This is a genomic window from Deinococcus alpinitundrae (assembly GCF_009982895.1).
GTDB classification, from domain to species: domain Bacteria; phylum Deinococcota; class Deinococci; order Deinococcales; family Deinococcaceae; genus Deinococcus; species Deinococcus alpinitundrae.
Genome location: NZ_WXZL01000014.1, coordinates 11,975 through 36,705, shown reverse-complemented (window position 1 = coordinate 36,705; position 24,731 = coordinate 11,975). Strand labels below are relative to the sequence as shown.

Annotated in this window: 21 protein-coding genes and 2 tRNA genes; 9 read left to right on the top strand and 14 right to left on the bottom strand. The window is 65.1% G+C overall.

Annotated elements, in window-relative coordinates; genetic code table 11:
* Positions 1 to 245 precede the first annotated feature (245 nt).
* On the bottom strand, positions 246 to 1,244 hold the full coding sequence (locus GUI70_RS13645; RefSeq protein ID WP_161882870.1) for a ferritin-like domain-containing protein: 999 nt from the start codon (positions 1,242 to 1,244) through the stop codon (positions 246 to 248).
* 365 nt (positions 1,245 to 1,609) lie between these two features.
* On the opposite strand from GUI70_RS13645, the gene GUI70_RS13640 reads away from it, so the two are divergent.
* Together GUI70_RS13640 and GUI70_RS13635 are read left to right on the top strand one after the other, a co-directional pair.
* Positions 1,610 to 2,701, top strand: coding sequence for a GTP pyrophosphokinase (locus GUI70_RS13640; RefSeq protein WP_237724909.1), 1,092 nt, complete (start codon positions 1,610 to 1,612; stop codon positions 2,699 to 2,701).
* Between the two features lie 56 nt (positions 2,702 to 2,757).
* Positions 2,758 to 5,814, top strand: coding sequence for an alpha-amylase family glycosyl hydrolase (locus tag GUI70_RS13635; RefSeq protein WP_237724908.1), 3,057 nt, complete (start codon positions 2,758 to 2,760; stop codon positions 5,812 to 5,814).
* 68 nt (positions 5,815 to 5,882) lie between these two features.
* On the opposite strand, the gene GUI70_RS13630 is transcribed toward GUI70_RS13635, so the two are convergent.
* From GUI70_RS13630 to GUI70_RS13595, 8 genes are all read right to left on the bottom strand, one after another.
* Positions 5,883 to 6,647, bottom strand: coding sequence for an ABC transporter ATP-binding protein (locus GUI70_RS13630; RefSeq protein WP_438503490.1), 765 nt, complete (start codon positions 6,645 to 6,647; stop codon positions 5,883 to 5,885).
* A 98-nt stretch (positions 6,648 to 6,745) separates the two neighbouring features.
* On the bottom strand, positions 6,746 to 7,558 hold the full coding sequence (locus GUI70_RS13625; protein ID WP_161882868.1) for an ABC transporter permease: 813 nt from the start codon (positions 7,556 to 7,558) through the stop codon (positions 6,746 to 6,748).
* A complete protein-coding gene (locus tag GUI70_RS13620; protein WP_161882867.1) occupies positions 7,558 to 8,550 on the bottom strand; it encodes an ABC transporter substrate-binding protein in 993 nt (330 codons plus the stop codon). The genes GUI70_RS13625 and GUI70_RS13620 overlap by 1 nt, the downstream gene beginning before the upstream one ends.
* A gap of 251 nt (positions 8,551 to 8,801) precedes the next feature.
* Positions 8,802 to 9,989, bottom strand: coding sequence for a sulfate adenylyltransferase (gene sat, locus GUI70_RS13615; RefSeq protein WP_161882866.1), 1,188 nt, complete (start codon positions 9,987 to 9,989; stop codon positions 8,802 to 8,804).
* Between the two features lie 105 nt (positions 9,990 to 10,094).
* On the bottom strand, positions 10,095 to 10,817 hold the full coding sequence (locus GUI70_RS13610) for a phosphoadenylyl-sulfate reductase (RefSeq protein WP_161882865.1): 723 nt from the start codon (positions 10,815 to 10,817) through the stop codon (positions 10,095 to 10,097).
* Complete coding sequence (cysC, locus tag GUI70_RS13605; protein WP_161882864.1) at positions 10,814 to 11,353, bottom strand: adenylyl-sulfate kinase; 540 nt, start codon at positions 11,351 to 11,353, stop codon at positions 10,814 to 10,816. The genes GUI70_RS13610 and cysC overlap by 4 nt, the downstream gene beginning before the upstream one ends.
* Entirely contained in the window at positions 11,350 to 12,933 is a 1,584-nt protein-coding gene (locus GUI70_RS13600; protein WP_161882863.1) for a nitrite/sulfite reductase, read from the bottom strand. Before GUI70_RS13600 ends, cysC begins: the two co-directional genes overlap by 4 nt.
* A gap of 30 nt (positions 12,934 to 12,963) precedes the next feature.
* On the bottom strand, positions 12,964 to 13,389 hold the full coding sequence (locus tag GUI70_RS13595) for a DUF4395 domain-containing protein (RefSeq protein ID WP_161882862.1): 426 nt from the start codon (positions 13,387 to 13,389) through the stop codon (positions 12,964 to 12,966).
* 20 nt (positions 13,390 to 13,409) lie between these two features.
* Between GUI70_RS13595 and GUI70_RS24360 the strand changes: the two genes are divergently transcribed.
* Together GUI70_RS24360 and GUI70_RS13590 are read left to right on the top strand one after the other, a co-directional pair.
* Entirely contained in the window at positions 13,410 to 13,556 is a 147-nt protein-coding gene (locus tag GUI70_RS24360; RefSeq protein ID WP_237724907.1) for a hypothetical protein, read from the top strand.
* Between the two features lie 24 nt (positions 13,557 to 13,580).
* A complete protein-coding gene (locus tag GUI70_RS13590; RefSeq protein ID WP_161882861.1) occupies positions 13,581 to 15,353 on the top strand; it encodes an ABC transporter ATP-binding protein in 1,773 nt (590 codons plus the stop codon).
* A gap of 130 nt (positions 15,354 to 15,483) precedes the next feature.
* Here GUI70_RS13590 and GUI70_RS13585 read toward each other — a convergent pair whose 3' ends face one another.
* From GUI70_RS13585 to GUI70_RS13575, 3 genes are all read right to left on the bottom strand, one after another.
* The gene (locus GUI70_RS13585; RefSeq protein ID WP_161882860.1) at positions 15,484 to 15,909 is read right to left on the bottom strand and encodes an Ohr family peroxiredoxin; all 426 of its coding nucleotides are present in this window, start codon (positions 15,907 to 15,909) and stop codon (positions 15,484 to 15,486) included.
* Between the two features lie 76 nt (positions 15,910 to 15,985).
* Positions 15,986 to 16,453 (bottom strand): Rrf2 family transcriptional regulator, encoded by a 468-nt coding sequence (locus GUI70_RS13580; RefSeq protein ID WP_161882859.1) that lies wholly within the window; start codon positions 16,451 to 16,453, stop codon positions 15,986 to 15,988.
* Between the two features lie 131 nt (positions 16,454 to 16,584).
* Positions 16,585 to 17,319, bottom strand: coding sequence for a YebC/PmpR family DNA-binding transcriptional regulator (locus tag GUI70_RS13575; RefSeq protein ID WP_161882858.1), 735 nt, complete (start codon positions 17,317 to 17,319; stop codon positions 16,585 to 16,587).
* Between the two features lie 198 nt (positions 17,320 to 17,517).
* Here GUI70_RS13575 and GUI70_RS13570 point away from each other — a divergent pair, with 198 nt between their 5' ends.
* The 4 genes from GUI70_RS13570 (at position 17,518) to aceA (ending at position 22,062) form a co-directional block, all read left to right on the top strand.
* Positions 17,518 to 18,825, top strand: a complete 1,308-nt coding sequence (locus GUI70_RS13570; RefSeq protein ID WP_161882857.1) for a DUF2330 domain-containing protein — start codon at positions 17,518 to 17,520, stop codon at positions 18,823 to 18,825.
* Positions 18,826 to 18,900: 75 nt separating this feature from the next.
* The gene (gene era / locus GUI70_RS13565) at positions 18,901 to 19,818 is read left to right on the top strand and encodes a GTPase Era (RefSeq protein WP_161882856.1); all 918 of its coding nucleotides are present in this window, start codon (positions 18,901 to 18,903) and stop codon (positions 19,816 to 19,818) included.
* Between the two features lie 79 nt (positions 19,819 to 19,897).
* Positions 19,898 to 20,314: a RuvX/YqgF family protein gene (locus tag GUI70_RS13560; RefSeq protein WP_272952879.1), complete on the top strand. Its 417-nt coding sequence runs from the start codon at positions 19,898 to 19,900 to the stop codon at positions 20,312 to 20,314.
* A 419-nt stretch (positions 20,315 to 20,733) separates the two neighbouring features.
* Positions 20,734 to 22,062 carry an isocitrate lyase gene (aceA, locus tag GUI70_RS13555; protein ID WP_161882855.1) on the top strand — a complete coding sequence of 443 codons (1,329 nt, stop codon included), beginning with the start codon at positions 20,734 to 20,736 and terminating at the stop codon, positions 22,060 to 22,062.
* 95 nt (positions 22,063 to 22,157) lie between these two features.
* Here aceA and GUI70_RS13550 read toward each other — a convergent pair.
* Positions 22,158 to 22,233, bottom strand: a tRNA-Phe gene (locus GUI70_RS13550).
* A gap of 2 nt (positions 22,234 to 22,235) precedes the next feature.
* Positions 22,236 to 22,311, bottom strand: a tRNA-Asp gene (locus tag GUI70_RS13545).
* A 285-nt stretch (positions 22,312 to 22,596) separates the two neighbouring features.
* Here GUI70_RS13545 and GUI70_RS13540 point away from each other — a divergent pair.
* Positions 22,597 to 24,606 carry a hypothetical protein gene (locus GUI70_RS13540; protein ID WP_161882854.1) on the top strand — a complete coding sequence of 670 codons (2,010 nt, stop codon included), beginning with the start codon at positions 22,597 to 22,599 and terminating at the stop codon, positions 24,604 to 24,606.
* Positions 24,607 to 24,731 lie beyond the last annotated feature (125 nt).

Sequence of the window (24,731 nt, the reverse complement as noted above, 5' to 3'; positions counted from 1 at the left end):
CGGAAGCCATCGTTGGCGTGCAGGCTGGCGTTGAGCACCTTTTCCGAAATGGGGGAGAGGTTGCCGCGCCGTCGTTGAGCCAGGTCTCTCGGGCGCTTCTGGATGGGTGTGGTGGGGGCGCTTGCTTGCGCCTTGACCGCATTCTAGCGGCTTGAGCCAGAAAAGAGGCGGGGCAGGGCAGACAATTGAGGGTAGCCATGAAAAACGGCCCCCGGTGAAGGGAGCCGCTTTGGAAGTTCAGTAACTCAGATGGCCAGGATCTTGGCGTAGGAGTTGCCGTTGGGGAAGTTGCTCAAACCGTTGGGGAAGAACAGGCCCTTACCAGCGCCAGCCTGTCCGAAGACGATGTTGGCGACCTGACGCGGTGTACGGCTGAAGGCTATTGCGTTGCTGTCGGTAGGTACGATATTGGCGCTGCCGTCGGCGTTGACGAGACCCTGGTCCATGTCAACACTTCCGTCGAGGGCGTCGCGCAGGTCGCTGATCTTCTGAATCAGGGTCTGCACGTCGATCCCGAAGCCAGTTTGGGCGGCCCTATAGGGGTAGAGCAGGCTGCGGATTTCGCCAGCATGGTATGCCTCGACAGCCAGAATTCCAGCGGCCTGCTCAAGGTTGCCATTGGCGGTGTCGTCGTAGATGAAGCGGGCTGCGCCCTTGTAAGCGGTGACGCCCACATCTTCAAAGATGAATGCGCCGTGCAGGAAGTACAGATCGGCACTGGGTTCGGTGGTGTAGGGGCTGAAGGCGCTGGCTGCACCGGCACCAGTTGCGGCGACGGCAGCGACACCGAAGGCCGGGCCAATGTCCAGTGTGGGACGGGGAGCGGCGCTACTTCCCAACGCTTTACGCAGGAACTTGACGTGGTTCAGTTCGTCGGTGGCAATTTCGTTGGCGCGCGACTTGACGTCCGCGCTGGCGAAGGTCATGCCGCCGCTACGCGCACCTGTGAAGGCCGGTTGAACCGCGCTGCCGCCGGCAGGGGTCGTGCCGGTAGGCAGGATGATGGCGTTCGTATTACCGGGTTCGAGCGCTTCGAGTTCGCCCAGACGACCAGTGACGGCCAGGTAGAACGCCGCTTCCAGGTACTCCAGGTTCAGGGCGAAGTTCAGGATTTCAACGTCAAGGTTGGCCTTGGTAGGAGCGGCGATAGCAGGCGCGCACGAGGCCAGCACGGCTCCGGCTCCCATCAGTCCAGCGGCGGAAAGGAACTGACGGCGGTTGGGCAACTTACGATCTTCGCTCATAGGAACTCCTTGGTGTTCGAGATGACACCGAACAAACACAACGTGGACAATCCGGCTCACTCGCGAGAGGGCTTTGAGAGGTAACCGACACTGTGTTGTAAGCGGAGAGTACCGGATTGGATGTAGGGTTTGCAGCATATCCGTCTTGGATGAAGTTCCTCTAAATTCTACGGGGGGTGAAGTGATCCTAAATCATAGTTTAGCCGGAACTAAAAAATACAGTCGAACAATCTCAACCCGCAGGCCAGGCCGACGAATCTGCTTTTACCAGACCAATCCGTGACTTGCCACAGCAGGCCGAGACGTCTGCGGGGACATGTGTGGCGCGTCTCCCGGCGTTCCGGCGACCTGCTCTAGCATGCGGCGTGGACTTCTCGCCCGCCGCCACCGAGATTCTGGCCGACTACCGCGCCGAACAGGGCATCTACGCCGCACTGCGCGAGGACGCCATGCGCCTCATCGAGGGCCTGATCGAGGGCGCGGGGATCAAAATTCACCACCTCACCTCGCGGCTCAAGACGCCCAGCAGTCTGCGCGAGAAGATGCGCCGCAAGCCGGGGCGTTATGTTCATCTCGGCGACGTGACCGATCTGGTGGGCCTGCGGATCATCACCTATTTCGAGCAGGACGTGGCAGCGGTGGCGCGGGCGCTCGAAGCGGTCTTCGAAATCGACTGGGACAACAGTATCGACAAGAGCAAGGTTCACGACCCCGACCGCTTCGGCTACCTGGGGGTGCATTATGTGATGCGTTTTGTCAGCCGCGAGTACATCGGCGGGCTGTCACCGAGATTCGAGGTTCAGATCCGCAGCATCCTGCAACACGCCTGGGCCGAGATCGAGCACGATCTGGGCTACAAGAGCCGCGCCGCCGTGCCGAGGGAAGTGCAGCGGCGCTTTTACCGGCTGGCGGGTCTGCTGGAAATGGCCGACGAGGAGTTCATGGCGATTCACCGGCTCTCGCAGGACTACGTGGCCGACTTGCCGGAGCGCATCGCCGAGAATCCTGACGGCGTGTTCGTGGACGCCCAGAGTATGGCCTATTTAACGGGCGACCCCTTCATCCACGGCCTCGATCTGGCGGTGGCCCGCGCCCTGGAGGTGCCGCTGCTGGGCGACTGGCCCGACCCCGAGCGCCCACAGCGCCTGGCCAGCATCCTCGATTACGTCGGCGTGCGCTCGGTGGGGCAACTTCAGAAGGAACTGCGCCGCTTGGAGAGCGAGGTGGTGCAGTTTGCCGCCGCGCTGAGCCCTGAGTTGCAGGGCGTCTGGACCCCGGTGGGCGGCGCGCGCCCTGGAACCAGCATCGTACATTACGCGCTGTGGCGGGCCTGCGGTCACGCGGGGCTGGAGGCCGACGTGGTGGCCCGGCTGCTCGATCTGCGCGGCAGTTCCGGGACGCTGGAGCAGACCGTGCGTGCCGTTTATATCCGGCTCAACGGGCACCAGACATTGTGAAGTGGCCCGCATCCGCTTGACACCTTCCCCGGCTTGTCCTCAAATAGAGCAGACTTATGAAACTCATGTTGCTCAGCAAGCGGCGGCTTTCCAGGCAGCTGGGAGCGGTGGCCGCCTTGACGGTCACCCTTTCGGCGTGCAATACCCTGACGCCTCCAAGCGGCGCGGCGACGCCCTGGCAAGACGAGGTGATCTATTTCGCGCTGACCGACCGCTTCAGTAACGGCGATCCCAGCAACGACAACGGCCCTCACCGGGACGCGGGCGACGTGGCCGACAAGACCAACCCGCTGGGCTGGCACGGCGGCGACTTCAAGGGCATTACCGACAAGATCAACTCGGGGTACTTCAAGTCGCTGGGCGTCACGGCCCTGTGGGTCAGCCCGGTGGTGCTGCAAGTTCCGGCCATTCCGGTGGGTGACGGCCCCAACAAAGGCAAGCTGTTCGCGGGCTACCACGGCTACTGGGCCGAGGATTTCAAGGCGGTCGACCCCCACTTCGGCTCGCTGGCCGACTTCAAGACCCTGATCGCGGCGGCCCACGCCAATCACCTCAAGATCGTTCAGGACATTGTGGTCAACCATGCCGGGTACGGCGCGGCCCTGACCAAAGCGCATCCCGAGTGGTTTCACACCGATGCCGAGTGCAGCGCGTCGGCCAACACCCGCACCGATTGCCCGCTGGCGGGGTTGCCGGACTTCAAGCAGGATCTTCCGGCGGTCACGACCTTTCTCAACGATTTCGTCCGCTACTGGCGCAACACCACCGCCATCGACGGCCTGCGCATCGACACCATGCAGCACGTGCCCGACAGCTACTGGCAGCAGTTCTTCGCGGCGGGCGGGGCGGGCGACGCCAGCCAGATCTGGTCGGTGGGCGAGGTCTTCAACGGTGACCCGACGTTCCTGGCCAACTACCTGAAGCTCGGCTCGCCCAGCGTCTTCGATTTTCCTCTGTATTTCGCCGTCACCGATCAGCTCAGCAGCGCGGGCGGCAATCTGAGCGCCATCGGCGACGTGTTCGCCAAGGACGGCGCGTACCCCGACGCCTCGCGCCTGACCACCTTCGTGGACAACCACGACGTGACCCGCTTCGTGAGCCAGGTGATGAACAAGGGCGGCAGCGCTGAGGAAGCCCAGCAGCGCCTGAATCTGGCCCTGAGCCTGATCTACACCGTGCGCGGCACCCCCAGCATCTACCAGGGCACCGAGGACGCGTTGCCCGGCAAGGGTGATCCCTACAACTACCCGCTTGGCGAGGGTAACCGCGAGGACATGCCGTTTCCGGCCATGCCGGTGCTCGAAAGCCGCCTGGCAGCGCTGGCCCAGGCCAGGCAGGACTACCCGGCCCTGCGGCGCGGTCAGCAGCAGGAACTCTACCGTTCGGCGGGCGTCTACGCTTACCGCCGGGTGATGGACTCGCCCAAGGGCGGCGCGCCGGTGGTCGTGGTGCTCAACAACAGCAATGCACCTATCGATCTCGGCACACTCGGCGGCGGCATTGCGCTGCTCGGCACCTTCGCCGGGCCGCTCAAGGAAATCACCGGGCAACCCAGCAGCCTCAGCGCGGCGGGCGACAAGCTCGTCGGCAGTGTTCCGGCCCGCAGCGCTTTGATCGTCAGCGGTCAGGCCGGGAGCGGTGGCGGCGCGGTGGTGGTCAACCCGGACCTGCCGGAAGTGGCAGGGCTCAGCGCCAGGGTCGGCGACGGCGCGGTGGGCCTGACCTGGACCCCCAGCAGCGGCGGCGCGGTGGCTGGCTACCGGGTCTACGCCACGCCGGCAGGTGGCCAGGAAAGCCAGCTCAACTTCGCGCCGGTGGCCGCTTTGACCGGCAAGTTCGTGGCGCGTGGGCTGCAAAACGGCGTGGCCTACACCTTCCGGGTGGTCACGGTGGATGCCCAGGGCCAGGAAAGCGTCGGGGTCAAGGCGAGTGCGACGCCCAGCGCCTCGGCCACCACCGCCGTCACCTTCACGGTGGACGCCCGCAGTCAGGGCAACGGCCCCATCGAACTGCGCCGCTTCGACACCGGCAGCCAGATCGTCTACCCGATGACCCCGTCGGCGCGCGGCCTGTGGAAGACCACCATCAACCTGCCGCTGTACCGCGACATCACCTTCAAGTTCGGCAACACCAGTGCTGCGGCCAAGAACAGCGGTTACGAGGGGCCGAACCAGGACAACCGCACCCTGAACACTGGCGAGAGCAGCAGTTACAGCGCCACCTACGACTTCATCAGCGTGCCGGTGCCGACAGCCAGCATCGAGGGCAAGGTGACCGGCGGCGGTCAACTGGTCGCGGGCGCGCTGATCGACGCCAGCGGCCCCGGCGCGGATGCTGGCCTCAACTACGCCCTGAGCTTTACCGACGGCAGCTTTACCCTGCTGACCAATCCGGGAGCGCGTCAACTCGCCGTCAGCGCGGCGGGCTTCACTTCCGCAACTCAGGCGGCCACCGCTCCGGCCCAGAACGTGATCATCGATCTGCCCAAAATTCCGGCGGCCAGTGACACCAAGTACAAGATTGACGGCGACCTCGCGGACTGGACAGCGGCTCCGGTCAAGCTCAGCAGCCCCAGCGCTGGGGTCTTCGGCGACAGCAACAACTGGCTGACCCTTCAGACCGACGTGGACGCCAAATACCTGTATCTGGCCTACACCTACAAGGTCGACAATAACAAGGCCATCCTGTACCTGGATGTCAAGCCGGGCGGCCTGACCAAGGCCGACGATTTGGACGCCTGGAAGCAGGCCGCTACCTTCAGCGCCGCCCAGCCCGACTTCTTCCTGGCGCGCTACGGCAACCAGGCCCCCGAGCTGCGCCTGGTTGTCAGCGATGCGGCCACCAGCGTTGTGGGCAGCGGCAGCTACCTGGCGGCGTCCAGTGGCAGCCTGCCCGACCAGACAGTAGAAGTCGCCATTCCCTGGACGGCGCTGGGGCTGAGCGGCAAACCGGCGGGCGGCGTCAACCTCTTCGGCGGCATCTTCGGCGGCGACGGCTACGGCGCAGGCGACATCGTGCCGGATGCGGGCAGCACGCCGCCAGGCGCCAACACCATCGGCAGCGACGCCGAGAGCCGCAGGGCGACGTTCAGCGCGCCGCTGAAGCTGCCCTGAGCGTCTAAGAGAAGAGGCCCCGGCAAGGAAATCACTGCCGGGGCCTCTTCTCTTGCTTTCTAAGTGTCCTACCGCTCGTTGAGCACCCGTCTGAGTTGTTCTAGGCCGACTTCTCGGGTGGGTGCGTCGAGCACCACCTCGCCGCCGCGCAAGGCCACCACCCGTTCACCGAGGGCCAGCGCTTCTTCCAGGTTGTGGGTCACGAACACCACCGTCACCCGCTGGGCCTGCCAGATGCTCAGCAGTTCCTGGCTGATCTCGGTGCGGGTGCGGGCGTCGAGCGCGCTGAACGGCTCGTCGAGCAGTAGCAGGCCGGGCCGGGTCGCCAGGGCGCGGGCCAAAGCAATGCGCTGGCGCTGACCGCCGGAGAGTTCGTGAATGCGGCGCTCGCCGTACCCGCCCAGCCCTACCAGTGCGAGCGTGTCCGAGGTGCGCCGAACCTGCTCCTCACGCCCCAGCTTCTGGGACTTGAGGCCGAAGGCGATATTGCCCGCCACGGTTAGCCAGGGAAACAGGGCATGTTCCTGCTGCACCAGGGTCAGCGCCGGGTGCGGTCCCTTGAGGGGTTGTCCGGCCAGCGTGAGGGTGCCCGATTGCGGTTTCAGAAAACCGGCCAGCACGCTCAGCAGAGTGCTCTTGCCGCTGCCCGACGGCCCCACCACCGTCAGAAATTCGCCTGCGCCCACTTCGAGGCTCAGAGGTCCGAGTCCGGCCCGCTGACCGCGCCGGGCGCTGTAGTGGTAGGCCACGTTCGAGAGTTCCAGCGAAGCCCCACGCGGCTGCTCCGGCACCACCGGCGCGGCTGAAGCGGTCGGGGCAGGGTTGCGGCTCACGCCATGCAGTTTAGTGGACGGGCCGTCCCCGGCAGTTTTGGTTTGCTTAAACTCCTGAACCGCCGGACCGATTGTGCGTTCGTTGGTGCGGTTGACGGTCATGCCTGTACCTCCAGGCCGTAGTCGCGGCGAAGGCGGGTTTCCAGGGCGCGGATCAACAGATCGAACAGGCCGCCGACCACCCCCACGATGACGATGGTGGCGACCACCAGCGCCACGTTGGCAGTGTTGCGCCCGATTTCCAGCAGCTGGCCCAGGCCAGGGTTGGCGGTCAGCAGCTCCGCACCGATCAAAGCGCGCCACGAAAAACTCCAGGCGGTCCGCAGGCCGGTCACGATGTTGGGCAGGGCGGCGGGCAGCAGCACCCGCGTCACCAGAGCGAAATTGTTCGCGCCGAGCGTGCGCCCCGCCGTGCGCCAGGCCGGAGGCACATTCAGCATGGCCCCCGACACCGCCAGCGCCACCGGAATGAAGCCCTCGATAATTACCACGAACATCACGGCTTTTTCGTTGAGACCCAGAAACAGAATCGCGAACGGCACGAAGGCGATGCTCGGCACGCTCTGGAGGCCCTGCAAGTACGCGCCGAGGGTGTCGCGCAGGGGCCGCCATAAAGACATCAGCAGGCCTACCCCGCCGCCGAGCGCCACGGCGATCAGGTAGCCCAGCCCGACGCGCCGCAGCGAGTTGCCCACCGAGGAGAGCAGTTTGCCGTCCTGCGGGCCGCTGCCCCATAGCCCGTAGGCGAACTCCTGCCAGACCGCCTTCGGGGTGGGAAAGACATAGGGCGGCCAGATTTTCAGCACGTCGGTCACAAGCCACCACAGGCCCAGGATGACCAGCAGGCCCAAGACCTGCCACAGCAGCGTCAGGTTGCGCCGGGCCGGTTGCTGTGCCGCGGCCAGCGTCATTATTTACCGCTCAGCGATTTGAGGACGCTCAGATCCACCAGCGTGCCGAAGTCCGGCAGGGTGCGGGTGTATCCGGCAGCCAGGCTGAGCTGGCCGTAATCCTTCAAGGCGTCAATATCGATGTCACTGGTGATCTGGGTGCGCTTGAGGGCGCGTTGCAGCACGCGGGCATCAACCTTCTGGCTGGTCAGCTTCAGCAGTTCGCTGCTGATGGCGGCCTGGGCCGCGACCGGCGACTTGACCATGAAGTTGACGGCTTGTAGGTGCGCCTTCAAGAAGCCCTTGACGATCTCCGGATTGGCCTGGGCGAATTTGGTGTTGACGATCACCACCGCCGAGGGGTACTTGCCGCCGCGCCAGATGGACTTCTCGTCGCCCAGCACCTTGTTGCCCAGGGCTTCGAGCTGCGCGCCCCAGGGTTCGGGCACCAGCGCAGCATCAAGCTGCTTACTCAGGAAGGCGGCGGCCACGTCGGCGGGGGCCACCGGCATGATGGTCACGTTGCCGCCCGAATCCTGCGATTTGAGGCCGTTGGTGTTGAGCAGCGCACGCAGACTGATGTCCTGGGTGTTGCCCAGACTCGGCACGCCGATCTTCTTGCCCGCCAGATCCTTGTAAGCGGCGATGTCGGTTCCCTTGCGCACGATCAGCACCGCTCCCGCCTCGGACGCGCCCGCGATGATCTGCACCGGGATGCCTTTGGCCGCCGCGTTGATGGCCGGGCCAGGACCGATCAGGCCGATGTCGATGGCCCCTGCCGCGAACGCCTCGCTGAGGGTGGTGCCCGACACGAAGGTCTTGACCTCGACCTTGACGCCCTTGAGCTGTGCGGCGTAGTAACCCTTGGCGTCAGCGATGAGCGCCGGGGCATGGGTCAGGTTGGGAAAAAAGCCGATGCGGACGGTGGCCGCAGGCTGGGCCAGCGCTGCGCCGAGGAGGCCCAGTGAAACGAAGGCGGCTGCTGCCAGCGGTGTGCGGGTGCGGTGTGTCATTGTGACCCTCCTGAGAAAGTGTGACTAGGTCGGTGTTGGTCAACTGAAGATGGATGGCCTGGAGCCTGCGCGGCCAGGGCAAAAGCCAGGAGCGGGCGAAGTGTCGGAGCCGCCCGAATGCCAGCGCGTATCCGGTGCTTCAGCAAACTGGAAACGGAGCGTCAGCGGGTGTGAGCTTGATGGACGAAGGCCAAAGGTGGCGGCAGGCTGGGCTGTGGACTTTTTCATGGTGTCTTGCTCTGACCGATTGTTCAGCTCGGCTGCTGGTACGCGGTCCGCAGCACCTCGGCCACTTCCCGGCGGGTAAATTCCGGCGGCAGATTCTCCCCGGCGCGCAGCTTCTCGCGCACTTTGGTGCCGCTGAGGACCAGGTGGTGCGAGGCGTCGTGTGGGCAGGTGCGCGGGCTGACCATCTGGCCGCAGGTCTGGCAATAGAAGGTGTGCTCGAATTTGAGAATCTGAATGCCGAGTTCCTGTGGGGTGTAGGCGCTGAAGATTTCCTGGGCGTCGTAGCTGCCGTAGTAATTGCCCACTCCGGCATGGTCGCGGCCCACGATGAAGTGGCTGGCTCCGTAGTTGCGCCGCGAGAGCGCGTGCAAGATGGCCTCGCGCGGTCCGGCATAGCGCATGGCCGCCGGATAGACGCTCAGCAGGGTGCGCTCACGTGGATAGTACTGGCTGAGCAGCACCTCATAGGACTGCATGCGCGTTCCTGCGGGCACGTCGTCACCCTTGGTCTGCCCGACCAGTGGGTGCAGCAACAGGCCGTCCACGAGTTCGAGCGCCACCTTTTGCAGGTATTCGTGAGCACGGTGCACCGGGTTGCGGGTCTGGAAGGCCACCGTGCTGCGCCAACCACGCGCCAGGGTGACCTCGCGCACCTCCGCGGGCGTGCGGTGGTGCGCCGGAAAGGAGCCGCGCGGCACCTCGAAGACAGTCACGTCTCCGGCCAAGTAGATTTCGCCCGCCGCGTTCAGGGCCGCCACGCCGGGGTGCGCGGGGTCAGTGGTGCGGTAGACCTCCCGCGCCTCGAAGTCCTTGCGCGCTTCAAACTGCTCGCTGACGTCCAGTGTGCCCACCGCTTCCCCGCCGAAGGTGAGCAGCACCTGGCCGCTGTACTGGCGGGCGTCCTCGCGGCTGACCGGCAGGGTAATCGGAATGCTCCAGGGGGTGCCGTCGGCGAGGCGCAGGTGCTCGATCACCGACAGATAATCCTGCTCGCCCAGAAAGCCGGTCAGCGGTGAGTAGGCTCCGGTGGCGATCATTTCCAGGTCGGCGTAGCTGCGGCTGCTCAGCGCCAGGCGCGGCAGATGGGCCAGGCCAGCACCCAGCTCGAAGTTCTCGCCGAGCCGCACGACGCGGTTCACCAGCTCACCGCCCAGCGGGGTCGGCAAGGTCAGGGCGGTGGGCAGGGATTGGGTGAGCGGGGTCAGGGTCATGGGGGTATCTCCGGGGGAAGGGACAGGCAGGTTGGTGTCGCTGGCAGTGTTGATAAAATCGGTCAACAATTGAAGCAAAAAAAGAGGTCTTGAATCAGGGAAGGTTCAGAGCTTGCCGTCTCCGGCCCACAGCCCGCACTCGGTCTTGCCCTTCCCAGCCCAGCGGCCCCCGCGGGCGTCCTCGCCGGGGCGCACGGCGCGGGTACACGGCCAGCACCCGATGCTCAGAAAGCCGTCGAAGTACAGCGGGTTGACTGGCAGATCGTGCTCGGCGGCGTAGGCTTCCAGCATCTCGCGCGTCCAGAAGGCCAGCGGGTTGATCTTGCGCCGCGCCGCGCCCCGCTCCACACCCCCGCCTTCCACGAAGGGAATCTCGGCGCGGGTGCTGGCCTGGTCGCGGCTGCGGGCGTTCAGCAGCGCCGAGGGATTTTTCTCCCTGAGGTAGCGTTGCAGTGGCGCGACTTTCCGCACCGCGCAGCAGGCGTCCGGGTCGGCAGCGTAGAGATCACTCGGCGTCTGATTGTCCTCGGGCGAGGCGCCGGCGTTGAGCGTCACGAACTGCAGCTCGGGGTAGCAGGCCGCCAATCGCTCGCGGGTCGCCAGCGTTTCGGGAAAGTGGTAGCCGGTGTCCACGAACACCACCTCGCCCCGGTAGCCCGCCCTGACGGCCAGATCGAGCAGGACCACGCCGTTGAGATTAAAGGCGCTGGGCATCGTCAAATCGGGGTGGGTTCGCAGCGCCCAGCCGATCACATCCAGCGGGTCGGTGTCGGCACCAAACTGGGGCAGGTGCATGAAGTCGGCGGGCCGGTGTTCCAGCGCGGTCATGCTGTCACTTCCGTACGCAGTCCGGCCAGCGGGCGCAGCAGTTCGAGGCACTCGGCCACGTTGAGCCGGTCGGTTCGCAGGTGCAGATCGGGCGTACTCGGCGCTTCGTAGGGGTCGGAAACGCCGGTAAAATGTGCGATCTCGCCCGCGATGGCTTTCAGGTACAGGCCCTTCACGTCGCGCTCGGTGACGGTTTCGAGCGGCGCGTCCACGAAGATCTCAACAGCGTTGGGCAGCTTGCTCAGCACCTCGCGGCGGGTGTCCTCGTACGGCGAGATGGCGCTCACCAGCACCGTGACGCCGTGACGGGCCAGCAGCCCCGCCACGAAGCCGATGCGCCGCACGTTGGTGTCGCGGTCTTCCTTGCTGAATCCCAGGCCCTTACTCAGGTTCTCGCGCACCGCGTCGCCGTCGAGCAGTTCAGTGCTGATCCCCGCCGAGAGCAGTTCCTGATGCAGGGCGCTCGCCAGGGTGCTCTTGCCCGCGCCGGAGAGGCCGGTCAGCCACAGCACCCGGCCTGCCGCCTGCCTGCTCACGCCAGCACCACTTCGCGGTTCCCGGCCAACACGCTGTCGGGCAGGAAGTTCTCCTGGCCCACCCGGTCGGCGTACTCCACGAAGCTCTCGCCCGGCGATTTGTGCGCCTTGAAGTCGCTGATCACCTTGTCGGTGTACTCGGTGAGGCGCTCGGCGGGCACAGCCCCCTTGAGCTTCGCGCCCACCCGCTCGGCCTGCCCGATGCTTCCGGCCAGATGCACGTTATAGACTTCATCGAACTCGCCCTCGACGCCGCTCTTGCTGGCCCGCTGCGCGCCCATGAAGCCCAGATCGGCCACCTGATAGCGGGTGCAGGCGTTTGAGCAGCCGGTCAGGTTGATGACGAACGGCACGTCCAGATCGCTGTGCTTGACTTCCAGTTCGTCGATCATCCCGGCGACCCGCGCCTTGGTCTCGGTCAAGGCCAGGCGGCAAAACTGCGTGCCGGTGCAGGCGATGGTGGTGCCGCGCAGGGTGGCCTTGGGCGCCAGGTCCAGCGCCCGCAGATCGTCGATCAGCGCGTCGAGGTCTTCGGTCTTCACGTGCGGAATCATCATGTTCTGGAAGGCGGTGGTCCGCAGCACGCCCTTGCCGTACTTGTCGGCGAGGTCAGCCAGCGCCCGCGCCTTCTCGGGGTTGATGCGCCCGACGGTGGTGGACAGCACCACGTAATTCAGGCCGTCACGCTGGGGGTTGATGCCCAGCACGTCGCTGCCACCGAAACGGGCGACCGGGGCGGCGGGGCCGTCCTGCATGGTGTAGCCCAGGTACTCGGTCTCCACCAGGGCGCGGAATTTCTCCGGCCCCAGGTCCTTGATCAGGTACTTCAGACGGCTCTTCTTGCGGTTGATCCGGTAGCCGTGATCGCGGTAGGCCCCCGCGATGGCCCGCCCAACTTCCACGACCTGCTCAGGCTTGATGAACACGCCCAGGCGCTTAGCCAGGTGCGCCACCGCGCCGAGGCCGCCGCCCACCCACACGTCAAACCCCACCTCGCCGCCGACCTCATGCGCCAGAAAGCCGATGTCGTTGATGAGGTGAATGCCTTCGAGTTCCGGTGTGGCCGTGAGGCTGATTTTGAATTTGCGCGGCAGGTCCTCGAACTCGCGGTTGCCGCTCAGCGTGCCTTCCATCGCGGCGGCGATTGGGCGCACGTCGATGCGCTCGCGGGCGTCCAGCCCGGCCAGCGGCGAGGCAATCACGGCCCGCACGGTGTCGCCGCAGGCGCCGCGCGTGTGCAGGCCCACCGTGTCCAGCCGGGCCAGGATGTCGGGGATGTTTTCGATCCTGAGCCAGTGAAACTGAAAGGCCTGCCGGTCGGTCACGTCTAAAAGCCCGCGTCCGTAGTCCTCGGAAATGCCCGCGACCACCCGCAATGCTGTGCTGCTCAGCTCGGCGGTGGGCACCTTCACGCGCATCATCAGGAAGTTGTCTTCCTGCGGGCGCTGCGGGTAGACGCCCGCCCACTTGAGCAGGTCCATCTTCTCGGGGTCGATGACCCCGGCGGCGGCGTACTGCGGAATCAGATCGAAGATTTCAAAGGGCGGCAGTTCTTTTTTCAGCGTTTCGATGTCAGACATGGCAACTCCGGTGGTGGGAGACAAATGCAGTTACGGGCGGGCGGTCAGGCGGTGGCGCAGCATCTTGTACTGGAAGTACATCAGACAGCCCACACAGATTCGGGCCGTCAGGTTGAGCAGCGCCAGCGCGATGACTAGAAAGCCGAGCGCGACGCCCAGCCCGGTCAGTCCACCGAACACCGAGCAGGCCGAGGCCAGCAGAAACATGCCACCGACACCCTGGGCGAAGTGGTGCGCCTCAGGCGACTCGTCTACCACATCGGGCTTCAGGCCCAGCCGGGGAGCGAGGGTGCGGTAGGCCGCCTTCATCGGGCTGCGGGCGGGCCACACGGCCCCGATCAGCATGGCCGCGCCCAGCAGAGCGCTGAGCCAGGGCTGGCGCAGCAGCAGCGCCAGGGCGGTGAGCGTCACCACGCTGAGCTGGTTGAATTTGAGGGCCGAGAGGTCGGTGCGCATGCCGGGTATTATTGACCAGATTGATCAACAATGAAAGTGACCTGTTTGGTCAACTTGTCTATGTTCGCCCGGTTCAAAATAAAAAGCAGCGCTGGCAGGCCCCGGCGCGACGTTGGGCCAGCTTGGAACGAACGGAGACCAAGCGCAATAAAGCAGACAAAAGCTGACGCCTACAGCGCTAGCCTGACGGCATGTCTCAGGCTCTGCCACGCCGCACTGCGCCTCTAGAGGCCGCGCCCTCGGTGGTTCGCCGCCTCTACGGGCTGCTGACGCCCTACCGCCGCACCGTCTTCATCGGCATGACCTGCTTGGTGGGCAGCGTGGCCGCCGAGCTGTATCCGCCGCTGGTCTGGGGCCGGGTCGTCGACCAGGGCCTGATGAAGCGCGACTGGGTCTTTATCGGCTGGCAACTGGCCCTTCTGGTGGGGGTCTTCGCCGTACAGCAATTGCTGGCGGCCTGGCGCGGGCTGCTGCTGGAGCGGGCCGGGCAGCAGCTCACCTTCGATCTGCGGATGCGGCTCTACAACAAGCTGGCCGGGCAATCGGCGGCCTATTTCGAGTCCCAGCGCTCCGGTGATTTGCTCTCGCGCGTGACCGCCGACGTGGACGGCATTCAGGATGTGCTGCTGCGCGGCACCGACGCCGTGCTGGGCAATGCGCTGCGCCTGATCGGTGTCGTTGCCATCTTCATCGCCCTTCAGCCGCTGCTGGGTGTGGTCGTGACCCTGCCGATGCTGGCGGTGGCTCTGCTGCTGCGGCGCTACAACGTCGAGGTGCGCCCGGCATACCGCGCGGCCCGTAACCGGCTGGGCGACCTCTCGGCGCTGGTGGCCGACCGGCTCGCAGGTATCCGGGTGGTGCAGGGCTTTGCCCGCGAGGCCGCCGAGGCCAGCCAGGTCGAGGCCATCGGGCGCTCGCTGTATCAGGAAGGCGTCAAGGCCGTGCAGATGCGCAACCGCACTTTCCCGGTGGTGCGCTTCGTCGCCAACTTCGGCAATATCCTGATGCTGGGCGGTGGGGTGTTGCTGATCGCGCGCGGGCAGTTCACGCTGGGCGGGCTGCTGGCTTACCGGGGCTACGGGCGCTACTTCTACGGGCCGATCGACGATCTGGTCAATATCAATGACCTCCTGCAGCGTGCCGAGGCCAGTGGGCGGCGCATCTTCCAGGTGCTCGACGCGCCTGAGGCTGTGACCGAGCAGCCCGACGCCCGTGATCTGGCGTTGCCCGCACGCGGCGAACTGGCCTTCGAGAACGTCACCTTCGGCTACGACCCGGCCCAGCCGGTGCTGCAACACCTCAGTCTGCGTGTGGTGGCGGGCGAACGGGTGGCTCTGCTGGGCGCGTCGGGCGCGGGCAAGAGCACCCTGATCGGGCTGACCACCCGCACCTACGACCCCCAGGGCGGGCGGGTCACACTCGACGGCCAGGACGTGCGGGAGCTGACCCTGCCCTCGCTACGCCGCGCCGCCGCCGTGATGCAGCAAGACACCTTTCTCTTTCACGACACGGTGCTGGAAAACGTGCGCTACGCCCGCCCCGAGGCCACGCCCGCCGAGGTGCAGGCTGCGCTGGAGGTGGCCGGGGCCGCTGAGTTCGTGGCCGCGCTGCCGCAAGGTCTGGAAACGCTGGTGGGCGAGCGCGGCGTGCGGCTCTCAGGCGGGCAGCGTCAGCGGCTGGCGATCGCACGGGTGCTGATCGCCCGGCCCGCCGTGCTGCTGCTCGACGAACCGACCTCGGCGCTCGACACCGAGTCGGAAGCGCAGATTGTGGACGCCCTGGAGCGGCTGATGCGCGGGCGCACCGCTTTGATCGTCACCCACCGCCTGTCGCTGGCCCGCAGCGCCGATAGAATCGTGGTGCTGGAAGGGGGCCGGGTGGTGGAGGAAGGCACTCCCGCCGCGCTGCGCCGCCGTCAGGGCCACTACGCCGCGCTGGAAGAAGCGGCGCTGGCGAACGACTGATCAAAATTTCGGTCAAGTAGTACTGCAATTAATGTGGACCCAATCAAAGAGCAATTGCCGGAATGGGAGTGATCAAAATGGTGCACTTCCATGTGTAGCGGCTTGAACGACGACCCTATGAGAACGATCTTCAGGCGTCGTGCAGGCGGTACTCGACTCGGTCCCCCAGCGCCCGGCTAAAGGCGCAGAGGGTCTGTCCGCGCTCGACGAGATGCTGGGCCTGCCCACGGCTCAGCTCCGGCAGGGTGATGTCGAGCGCCGCCTGAAGGTCGTGGGCGTCACCGTTGGCGATCAGCCCCACCGTCGCGGTGACCTGCATGGTGCCGAATTCGGGGTACTGCTCGGCCCGCGCTGCCGTACCCATCGCGCTCTCGAACGAGGCCGCCAGCGCCGCCGCGAAGAGTTGCTCGGGGGTGCTGCCGTTGCCGCCACTGCCGCCTAGCTCGGTGGGCACGGCCAGGCGCACCTTGAGGTGGCCGTCCGGACTGTCGACGTGTCCAGCGCGGCCTCCGTGGGCGGTGGCGGAAGTCTCAAACAGGGAAGTCGGCTTGGTCATGTCCGGCAGTCTGAAGAGGCCGACCGCCCGCTTCGGTAGCCGATTTCACCGTTTCCGGCAACGCTGAAGCAAGCCTTCAGGCGTTGGGCTTGAGCAGGTGCTCCAGGCACAAGCTGTAGCTCACGCCCTGAGAGGCGTCGATGACCAGGTCCTGCACGCTGAATTCCTGCAAGACGGCCAGCATGGCGTCGCGCATGCGGGTGTAGACCGTGTTGCGGGCGTGGCAGCGGTCCTCCTCGGGGCAGCTCTCACGCCAGTTGAGGCTGATGCACGACAGCGGCGCAACCGGGCCGTCCACCGCACGCACCACCTCACACAAGGAAATCAGGTGGGGCTTACGCGCCAGGGCGTAGCCGCCGCCGATCCCCTTCTTGCTCTTCACCACGCCCTTGGCGCTCAACGCCGCCAGAATCCTGACCAGGTAGGGCCGGGCGATATGGGTGTGTTCGCTGATCTCGTCGCTGGCGACCCAGCGCTGGGTGTCCTGGGTGCCGAGGTAGCCCAGCGCCTGGAAGGCATAGATATCGGTGGTGGAGAGGCGCATTCGGGTCAGCTTAGCGCTTGTTGACTGAGCTTGGACAGTTCAGTCGGCCAGCCGCGAGGTTGCCCCTGTTCGACTGCATCCCGCGCTAAACCTGAACAAGACTGACTTCGGTGTCCCGGACGCCTGAGTGCTCAGGCTCCCTCGTCTTCCGGCCACTCGGCATTCGAGTACACGTTCTGCACATCGTCGAGGTCCTCGAGCGCCTCGATCAGGGTCATCAGCTTGCGGGTGTCGTCGCCGCTGACCGCCACCGTGTTGCTGGGAATGCGGGCAAGCTGGGCGCTTTCCACTGTGAAGCCGCGCCCCGTCAGGCCCTCCGAGACGGCGTAGAGGTCACCCGGCGCGGTGCTGATCTCCAGCCCATCCTCGCTTTCCTGCATGTCTTCCGCGCCCAGTTCGATGGCGGCTTCCTGGGCGGCCTCGGAGTTTTCAGGCAAGTACACCACGCCCTTGTTCTCGAATTGCCAGGCCACAGAGCCGCTGTTGCCCATGCTGCCGCCCTTCTTGGTAAACACACTGCGTACTTCGGCCACCGTGCGGTTGAGGTTGTCGGTCAGCGTCTCAATATAGATGGCGGTGCCGCCGGGGCCGTAGCCCTCGTAGACCGCCTCCTTGTAATCGGCTGCGCCCTCGCCGACGCTGATGGCCCGCTTGATGGCGCTGTCGATGTTGTCCACCGGTACGTTGTCGGTCTTGGCGGCGGCCATGGCGTTTTTCAAGCTGAGATTGCCTGACGGGTCGCCACTGCCGCCGGAGCGGACGGCTGCCGTGATCGCCCGGAGATGCTTGCTGATGGTGGCCGAACGCTTTTTGTCGTTGGCCCCTTTCTTGCGCTTAATTTGTGACCATTTGCTGTGTCCTGCCATGTCGGCAAGCAGTTTAGCTCATCGGGCCGGGCGACCCCGCCGGGATCCCAGGGCGGTGCAGGCAGGGCCGCGCGGCGCTGGCTTCTCACCCAAGATTATGCTCAGATGAAACGGCCCACCCTCCCTCCCCGGCTGGTTTTTCGTCCGTGGTCCATTGGTTGCGCTCCCTTCTTCCGGCTCTACTCTGAGAGGTCTGCGATGAAACGACTCAGGCGGCGCACCACCACCCTGCTCAGCTTCGCCCTGGCGTCGTCGGCGTTGGGCTTCTGCGGTTTTTTTGTGGCCAAGGGCGACACCAAGCTGTTTAACCGCAGCAATCAGGTGGTCATCGCCCGTGACGGCAACCGCAGCGTGTTTACCATGATGAACGACTATCAGGGCGACGCCAAAGACTTTGCCCGCATCGTGCCGATTCCGGTGGTGCCGAAGCGCGAAGACCTGAGCATCGGCGACCCCAGCATCATCAAGAAGCTCGACGCCTACAGCGCTCCCAGGCTGGTGGAGTACTTCGACGAGGACCCCTGCGCGCCTGTGATGATGGAGGATATGGCGAGGCCGAGTGCGGTTCCGGCTCCGCAATCTGCCAACGCCGCCCGCGCCGACGCCCTCGGCGTCAAGATCGAGGCCAGCTACCAGGTGGGCGAGTACGACATCGTGATTCTCAGTGCCAAGCAGCAAACCGGCCTGGCCACCTACCTGCGCGCCGAGGGCTACAAGCTGCCTGCCGGAGCCGACGAGTTGCTGGGCGGCTACATCAAGGGCGGTATGAAGTTTTTCGTGGTGCGGGTCAATATGGAGCGCTTCGACAAGAGTGGCGGCGGCTTTCTCAACCCCATCGTCTTGTCGTATACCTCCGAGAAGTTCATGCTGCCGATTCGCCTCGGCACGCTCAACTCGCCCGGCGAGCAGGACCTGACGGTGTACCTGCTCTCGCCGTATGGCCGGGTGGAAACCAGCAACTACCGCACGGCTCCGGTGCCCACCGACAAGGAGGTGCCGATGCTCATCAAGGATCAGTTCGCCTCGTTTTACCGCCACGTGTTCCGCAAAGCCTACGAGCGTGAGGGCAAGAGCGTGGCCCTTCTCGAATACGCCTGGAACACCAACAACTGCGATCCCTGTGCGGGTGAGCCGCCCACCGCCGCCGAGCTGAAGCAAGCGGGGGTGTTCTGGAATCAGCAGGAAGGCTTCGGCGGCCCGCCGGTGCCGCTGCCCGCAGCGGGGCAGGGGCCCAGTCAGCAGGCCAAGCCCGTCTTCCTGACCCGGCTGCATGTGCGTTACACCCGCGCCACCTTTCCCGAGGATCTGCACTTCAAACTGACCGACAACCAACAGACCTTCCAGGGCCGCTACATCCTGCGCCACGAGGCCAAAAGCACCAAAACCTGCGCCGCCAGCCAGGGGTATCAGGCCAGCCTCAAACGCCGCGCTGAGCTGCAGGCCCAGACGCTCGCCAACTTGACCGGCTGGGATATCAACCACATCCGGCAGCGCATGGCCGAGTAAGGACCGAAGCGAGGCAGCGCCCGAGAGGTCACGGGGCCAGCATTTCGCCCAGCCCGCCGTGAGACAATGCCCCTTATGACGGATTTTTCTTCTCGCACCGACGCGCCCACCCATTCCGGGTTCGTGGCGATCATCGGCAAGCCCAATGTGGGCAAAAGTACCCTGCTCAACGCCTTTCTGGGGGTCAAGGTGGCCCCCACCAGCCCGCGCCCGCAGACCACCCGCAAGGGCGTGCGCGGCATCTACACCACCGACGAGGCGCAGCTGGTGTTCGTGGACACGCCCGGCATCCACAAGCCCAAGGACGCCATGGGCAAGTACATGAACCAGGAAGTCAACACCGCGCTGGCCGACGTGGACGCGGTGGTGTGGGTCGTCGATCTGCGCCACCCGCCCACCGACGAGGACAAGATGGTCGCCCGCCAGATTCGCGAGTTGCCCAAGCCGCTGACGCTGGTGGGCAACAAACTCGATGTGGCCAAGTACCCCGACGAGGCTATGAAGCTCTACCGCGCCCTGCTGGAAGGCCGTGAGGAACTCGGTGAAGTCATGCTCAGTGCCCAGAACAGCCCGGCCCAGGTGCAGGCGCTGCGCGACCAGCTGATCACCGAGCTGCCGGAAAATCCCTTCTTCTTTCCGCGCGGCGCAAGCAGCGACCAGAGCCGCGAACAGTGGGCCGCCGAGATCATCCGCGAGGAGGCCATGAAAAAGCTGCGCGACGAGCTGCCCTACGCAGTGGCCACCCGTGTCAACACCTGGACCGAGCGCGACGACGGATTGCAGCGCATCGAGGGCGAGATCATCGTGGAAAAGAACGCCCACAAGGGCATGGTCATCGGCGCAGGCGGCAAGCAGCTGCGTGAGATCGGCCAGGCCGCCCGCAAGCAGCTCGAAGTCTTTCTGAACCATAAGGTGTACTTGGGCCTGGAAGTCATCGTGATCAACGGCTGGCGCGAGGATGTGGAGGCGCTGCGCGAACTGGGCTACGAGTAACCCAGAGTCCAGACTTTAATGTGAATCCCGCACGCACGAGCCTGCACTCCTCGCCCGGCCATGCTCTAAACTCCTCGTCGTGACGGCTCCCCCCACCCTGCCCACCTTCCTCGCGCTGGATGTCAGCAAGAGCATGGTGGGCTATGCAGTCAACCACGGCGCACTGGTGTTCGGGCGCGGCAGCTTTGAGCGCACCCGCCTCAAGAACGACATCAAGGCCATCTTGCACAAGCAGCGGCAGGAGGGCGCGTCGGCGCTGGTGCTGGGGCTGCCGCTCAGGACCGACGGCCTGCCGAGTCCGGCAGCAGACCGCATCCGCTCGTTCGGCACCGACCTGGTGCGCGCTGGAGCGCAGGTGGTGTACCAGGACGAGCGCTTCACCACCCGCCGCGCCCGCGAACTCGGCGCAACCGACCTCGATGAGGCCGCCGCCGTGCAGATTCTGGAACTGTACGTGCAGGGCTATGTGGCCCGGCTCCAATCAGATGCGCCGTAGGGAGCTGGTGTATGGGGCATGAATCTCCTGGTGGCGATGCGCTCGGTACTGAATCGGCTCTTTGTTCGCCCCACTCGCCCCGGTAACGAGCCGGGCGGCGATTTCATTTCACTGGCGTAATGGCTCCATATGGCTCACGTCCCCGCCGGGGTGGAGCGCATGCGCCGTTGCCAGGGTCAATAGAAACAGTGTGGAAAGAAGAAGTTCTGAGATAACTCAATCTGTCCTGGGTGGTGTACTCCTGCGGTGGGGTACACCACTTTCCCGGTGTATGGTCTGTGGCGAACACCGCCGCTGAGCACGAATACAACACCCTCCGGCGCGGCGCGGCTCTGCCAGCATGGGGCATCAAAAGAAGACCGGCGCGGGCGGAGAACGGCTCTGTTCGCCCAGGTTTTCTTCACCCCAAAGGAGCCGCCATGACCACCAACCCCCGCACGCCCGCCGAGATTCTGGAAAAGACCTGGCAGACCGAGAAGCGCTGGCACGGCATCAAGCGCAACTACAGCGCCGCCGAGGTGGTCAAGCTGCGCGGCAGCCTCCAGATCGAGCATACACTGGCCAAGCACGGCGCACTCAAGCTGTGGACACTGCTCGGCAGCGAGCCGTTCGTCAATGCCCTCGGCGCGCTGACCGGCAACCAGGCCATGCAGCAGGTGAAGGCGGGTCTCAAAGCCATTTACCTCAGCGGCTGGCAGGTGGCGGGCGACGCCAACAACGCGGGCCAGATGTACCCTGACCAGAGCCTCTATCCGGCCTCCAGCGTGCCGGATGTGGTCAAGCGCATCAACAACACGCTGCGCCGCGCCGATCAGATTCAGCACTCGGAGGGCAAGGACGACATCGACTATTTCGCGCCGATCATCGCTGACGCCGAGGCAGGCTTCGGCGGGCCGCTCAACGCCTTCGAGCTGATGAAGGCCATGATCGAGGCGGGCGCGGCGGGCGTACATTTTGAAGATCAGCTCGCCTCCGAGAAGAAGTGCGGCCACCTGGGCGGCAAGGTGCTGGTGCCGACCTCGCAGTTTATCCGCACTCTCAACGCGGCCCGGCTGGCCGCCGACGTATCGGGCGTGCCGACCCTACTGATTGCCCGCACCGACGCTGACGCCGCCAATCTGCTGACCAGCGACATCGATGAGAACGACAGGTCCTTTTGCACCGGCGCGCGCACCCCCGAGGGCTTCTTCTATGTCAGGCCCGGTATGGAGCAGGCCATCAGCCGCGCCCTGGCCTACGCGCCCTACGCCGACGTGATCTGGTGCGAGACCAGTGTGCCCAACTTGGACGACGCCCGCCGCTTCGCCGAGGCCGTTCACGCCGAATTTCCCGGTAAGCTGCTGGCCTACAACTGCTCCCCTAGCTTCAACTGGAAGAAGAACCTCGACGACGAGACGATCGCCAGGTTTCAGGTCGAACTCGGCAAGATGGGTTATAAATTCCAGTTCATCACGCTGGCAGGCTTCCATAGCCTCAACCACAGCATGTTCGAGTTGGCCCACGGCTACGCCCGCAATCAGATGAAAAGCTTCGTGGAACTTCAGGAAAAGGAGTTCGCCGCCCAGGAGCGGGGCTTCACAGCAGTCAAGCACCAGCGCGAGGTCGGCACCGGTTACTTCGATCTGGTGTCGAATGCGGCGGCAGGCGGCCACAGCAGCACCACCGCCCTGGCAGGGAGCACCGAGGCCCAGCAGTTCGGGCATGCTGTAAAGGAGCCTGTAGAAGCGCTGGCCACCGCGCACGACTGAAGCTCGTGGAGCACCGGAAAAGCCTTCCAGTGGGGCTTTTCTTTGTTGCTGCCGTTCCAACAAAAAACCCCGCCAGAGTGGCGAGGTTTGGTGTGTGGTGGCAAAGGGCGGACTTGAACCGCCGACCCAACGATTTTCAGTCGTTTGCTCTACCGACTGAGCTACTTTGCCGCTGGCGGTCCGGACGGGATTTGAACCCGCGACCTTCTGCGTGACAGGCAGATATGCTAACCGCTACACTACCAGACCAGCGTGGCACTTTCGCCGCTCTCGCAGCGGGTTAAAGGATAGCCGCGCCCCCCGGCATTGTCAACTGCGCCCCACTCCCCGGCCCGGCACACTTCAGGCCCGGCTGCCGGTGCATAGGTGTGCTGGCGACCATTAAGAAACGTGTCGCGGTCGAGGCGGGTTTTCTGGGCCGCCGTTTTTCAGGCTCGGTTAGGCTTGGAGGCAGCGTTCGAGCGCTTCAGGAGGCGACAGGTGCGACCAAACCGACGAACAGAGGGCCCGTTCATTAAGAAGGCGACCGGCAAAATGTCCATCCCCTTGGCACTGGGGCTGTTGACCCTCTGCGCCGGGTGGGCCGGGGCCGAGACTTTCGGCGACCTCACCTACACGCCGCCGCCGGGCTGGACAGCGCAGCCCTCCGCAAGCACCCTCAGCCTCAAGCCGCCGAACCTGGCTGCCGGTGAGGTGGCCCTGATCACGCTTTCCAAGGGCAGCGACTTCAAGGGCGATTTTGCCGCCGCCTTCGATCAGCTCAGCAAAACCGGGCCGACCGGGTACACACTGCTCAGCCGCTCCAAGGCTGTGCCCGACAAGGACCAGAACGGCGTGGCGCTGATCGCCCAGGCAGCAGTGTTTCAGAACGCTTCGGGGCAGCCGCTTTATCTCTACTACGTGGCCGCCAACCCGCCGGGCCGTCTGGAAATCCTGGTCTACACGGCATCGAGCCTATCCACCTTCCAGAAGTACGAGCCTGCTGTGACCGCTCTGGCAGGCTCGGTGACGTTCGGGACCCCTAAAGCAAGCGGGACGGCCACCGCTCCCCCCCCCACCAAACCCCCGCCGACCAAAACGCCACCTCAGACGACCCCACCTGGCACCCAGCCCGCCGTCAGCCTGCCGGTGCCCAATCTGGCCAAGCTGGTGGCGGGCGGCTTCGACCCGGAAAAGCAACCGATTCCCGACGAGTTTTCCTGCTATCCCGACCTCAGCAGCGACAAGTACCAAACCCCGGTGTTCAAGCTGCAGATCCTGAACCAGACCCAGTACCGGGTCGTCACCGGCAAGACGGCCTCGGCGGGCACTTTTACCACTAAGAAGGGCAGTGTCTTCTACGACGTACAGTTCAAGACCGGACCGCTGGCCAGTGTGGACAGCGCCACCCTCTTCTGGGGCAGGGACCGTGAGTACGGCCAGAACATCAAGCTCTACCGCTACCCGCTCAAAGACGACCGCACCCTGAGTCTGGAATGTTACCAGCGTGGCCCCCGCGACGCCCTGGCCCAGCTCGGCTTCAGGCGCAAGGACCCGCAGATCGGCAAGTACGCCTGCCGCAGCAGCGACGGCAAGAACACCGACCAGGGCACGCTGGAGGTGCTGGCGGAGCGGGCCTACCGCTACAAGGGCAGCGGCGGCAAGTACAGCGCCGATATTCTCGGCGATCAGAGCAACGACTTTTCCAGTGTGGACTTCACAGGCGGCCCACTCGACGACACCCACGCCAGCTACTCGGAAGACGATCTCGGTGAGCGCGAATTCAGCTTCAGGGCCATGAAATGCCTGGTGGTGGTCAAGCCGACCCTGCCGCTCAAATACGGCGCGGGCAAGGCCCCGGCTCCACCCAAGGGCACGGGTGGGCTGACGGGGGCGTACTCATTGCAGCGCCAGCAGGTGCAGGTCGGCGGCGGCATCCAGATGGTGCGCGACTTTTACATGTTCTCCAAGAACGGTTACGTTTTCACGGGCGACCCCGACACGTCGCTGGCTGATGCCGACTGCACCCGCATCTTTCCCAACGGCCTGCCGATCTGCGAGGTGTACAGGCTCGGAAGCGGCCAGATCACCATCGGCAGCGACAAGCCCGTGCCGTTTCAGCAAAAAGGCGGTGTCCTCAGGCTGGACGGTGAGAAGCTGGAGCCGGTGCGCCCCCTGAAGGACCTCAAGCTGGCGGGCGATTACAAATCGACCAGCGTGTTCAGCGCGCCCGGCGGCACCGGCGGCGGCATCTTCGAGACGGTGCTGAAATTCGGCAAGGACGGGCGCTTCCGGCGTGAGGCGTCGGGCGGCGTGTCGATCACCACGACCACCACCGGCACCTCACTTGGCGACGTGACCGGCGGCGTGTCGTCGAGCAGCGAGCGCCAGAACGGCGGGAAGTACACCCTCAGCGGCAACACCCTGACCCTGAGCTATGACGACGGGCGCGTCGAGAAGAAGTTCGCCATGCTGCCGCAGCTCACCAAGAGCGGCCAGCCCGATACCGAATGGCTTTACCTGGGCGACGACGATTACTTCCTACAAAAACCTGGCAAGAAGTAGCGCTTTACCTGAGGCCCTTTTGCCGCTATACTCCTGAAGTTGCCCCGGCGAAGGCCGGGAGCGAAAAAGAGCGGGAACCGTGACTGTGAACGCATCTGCTCGCCTCAGGCGGGAAGTGGTGCGGT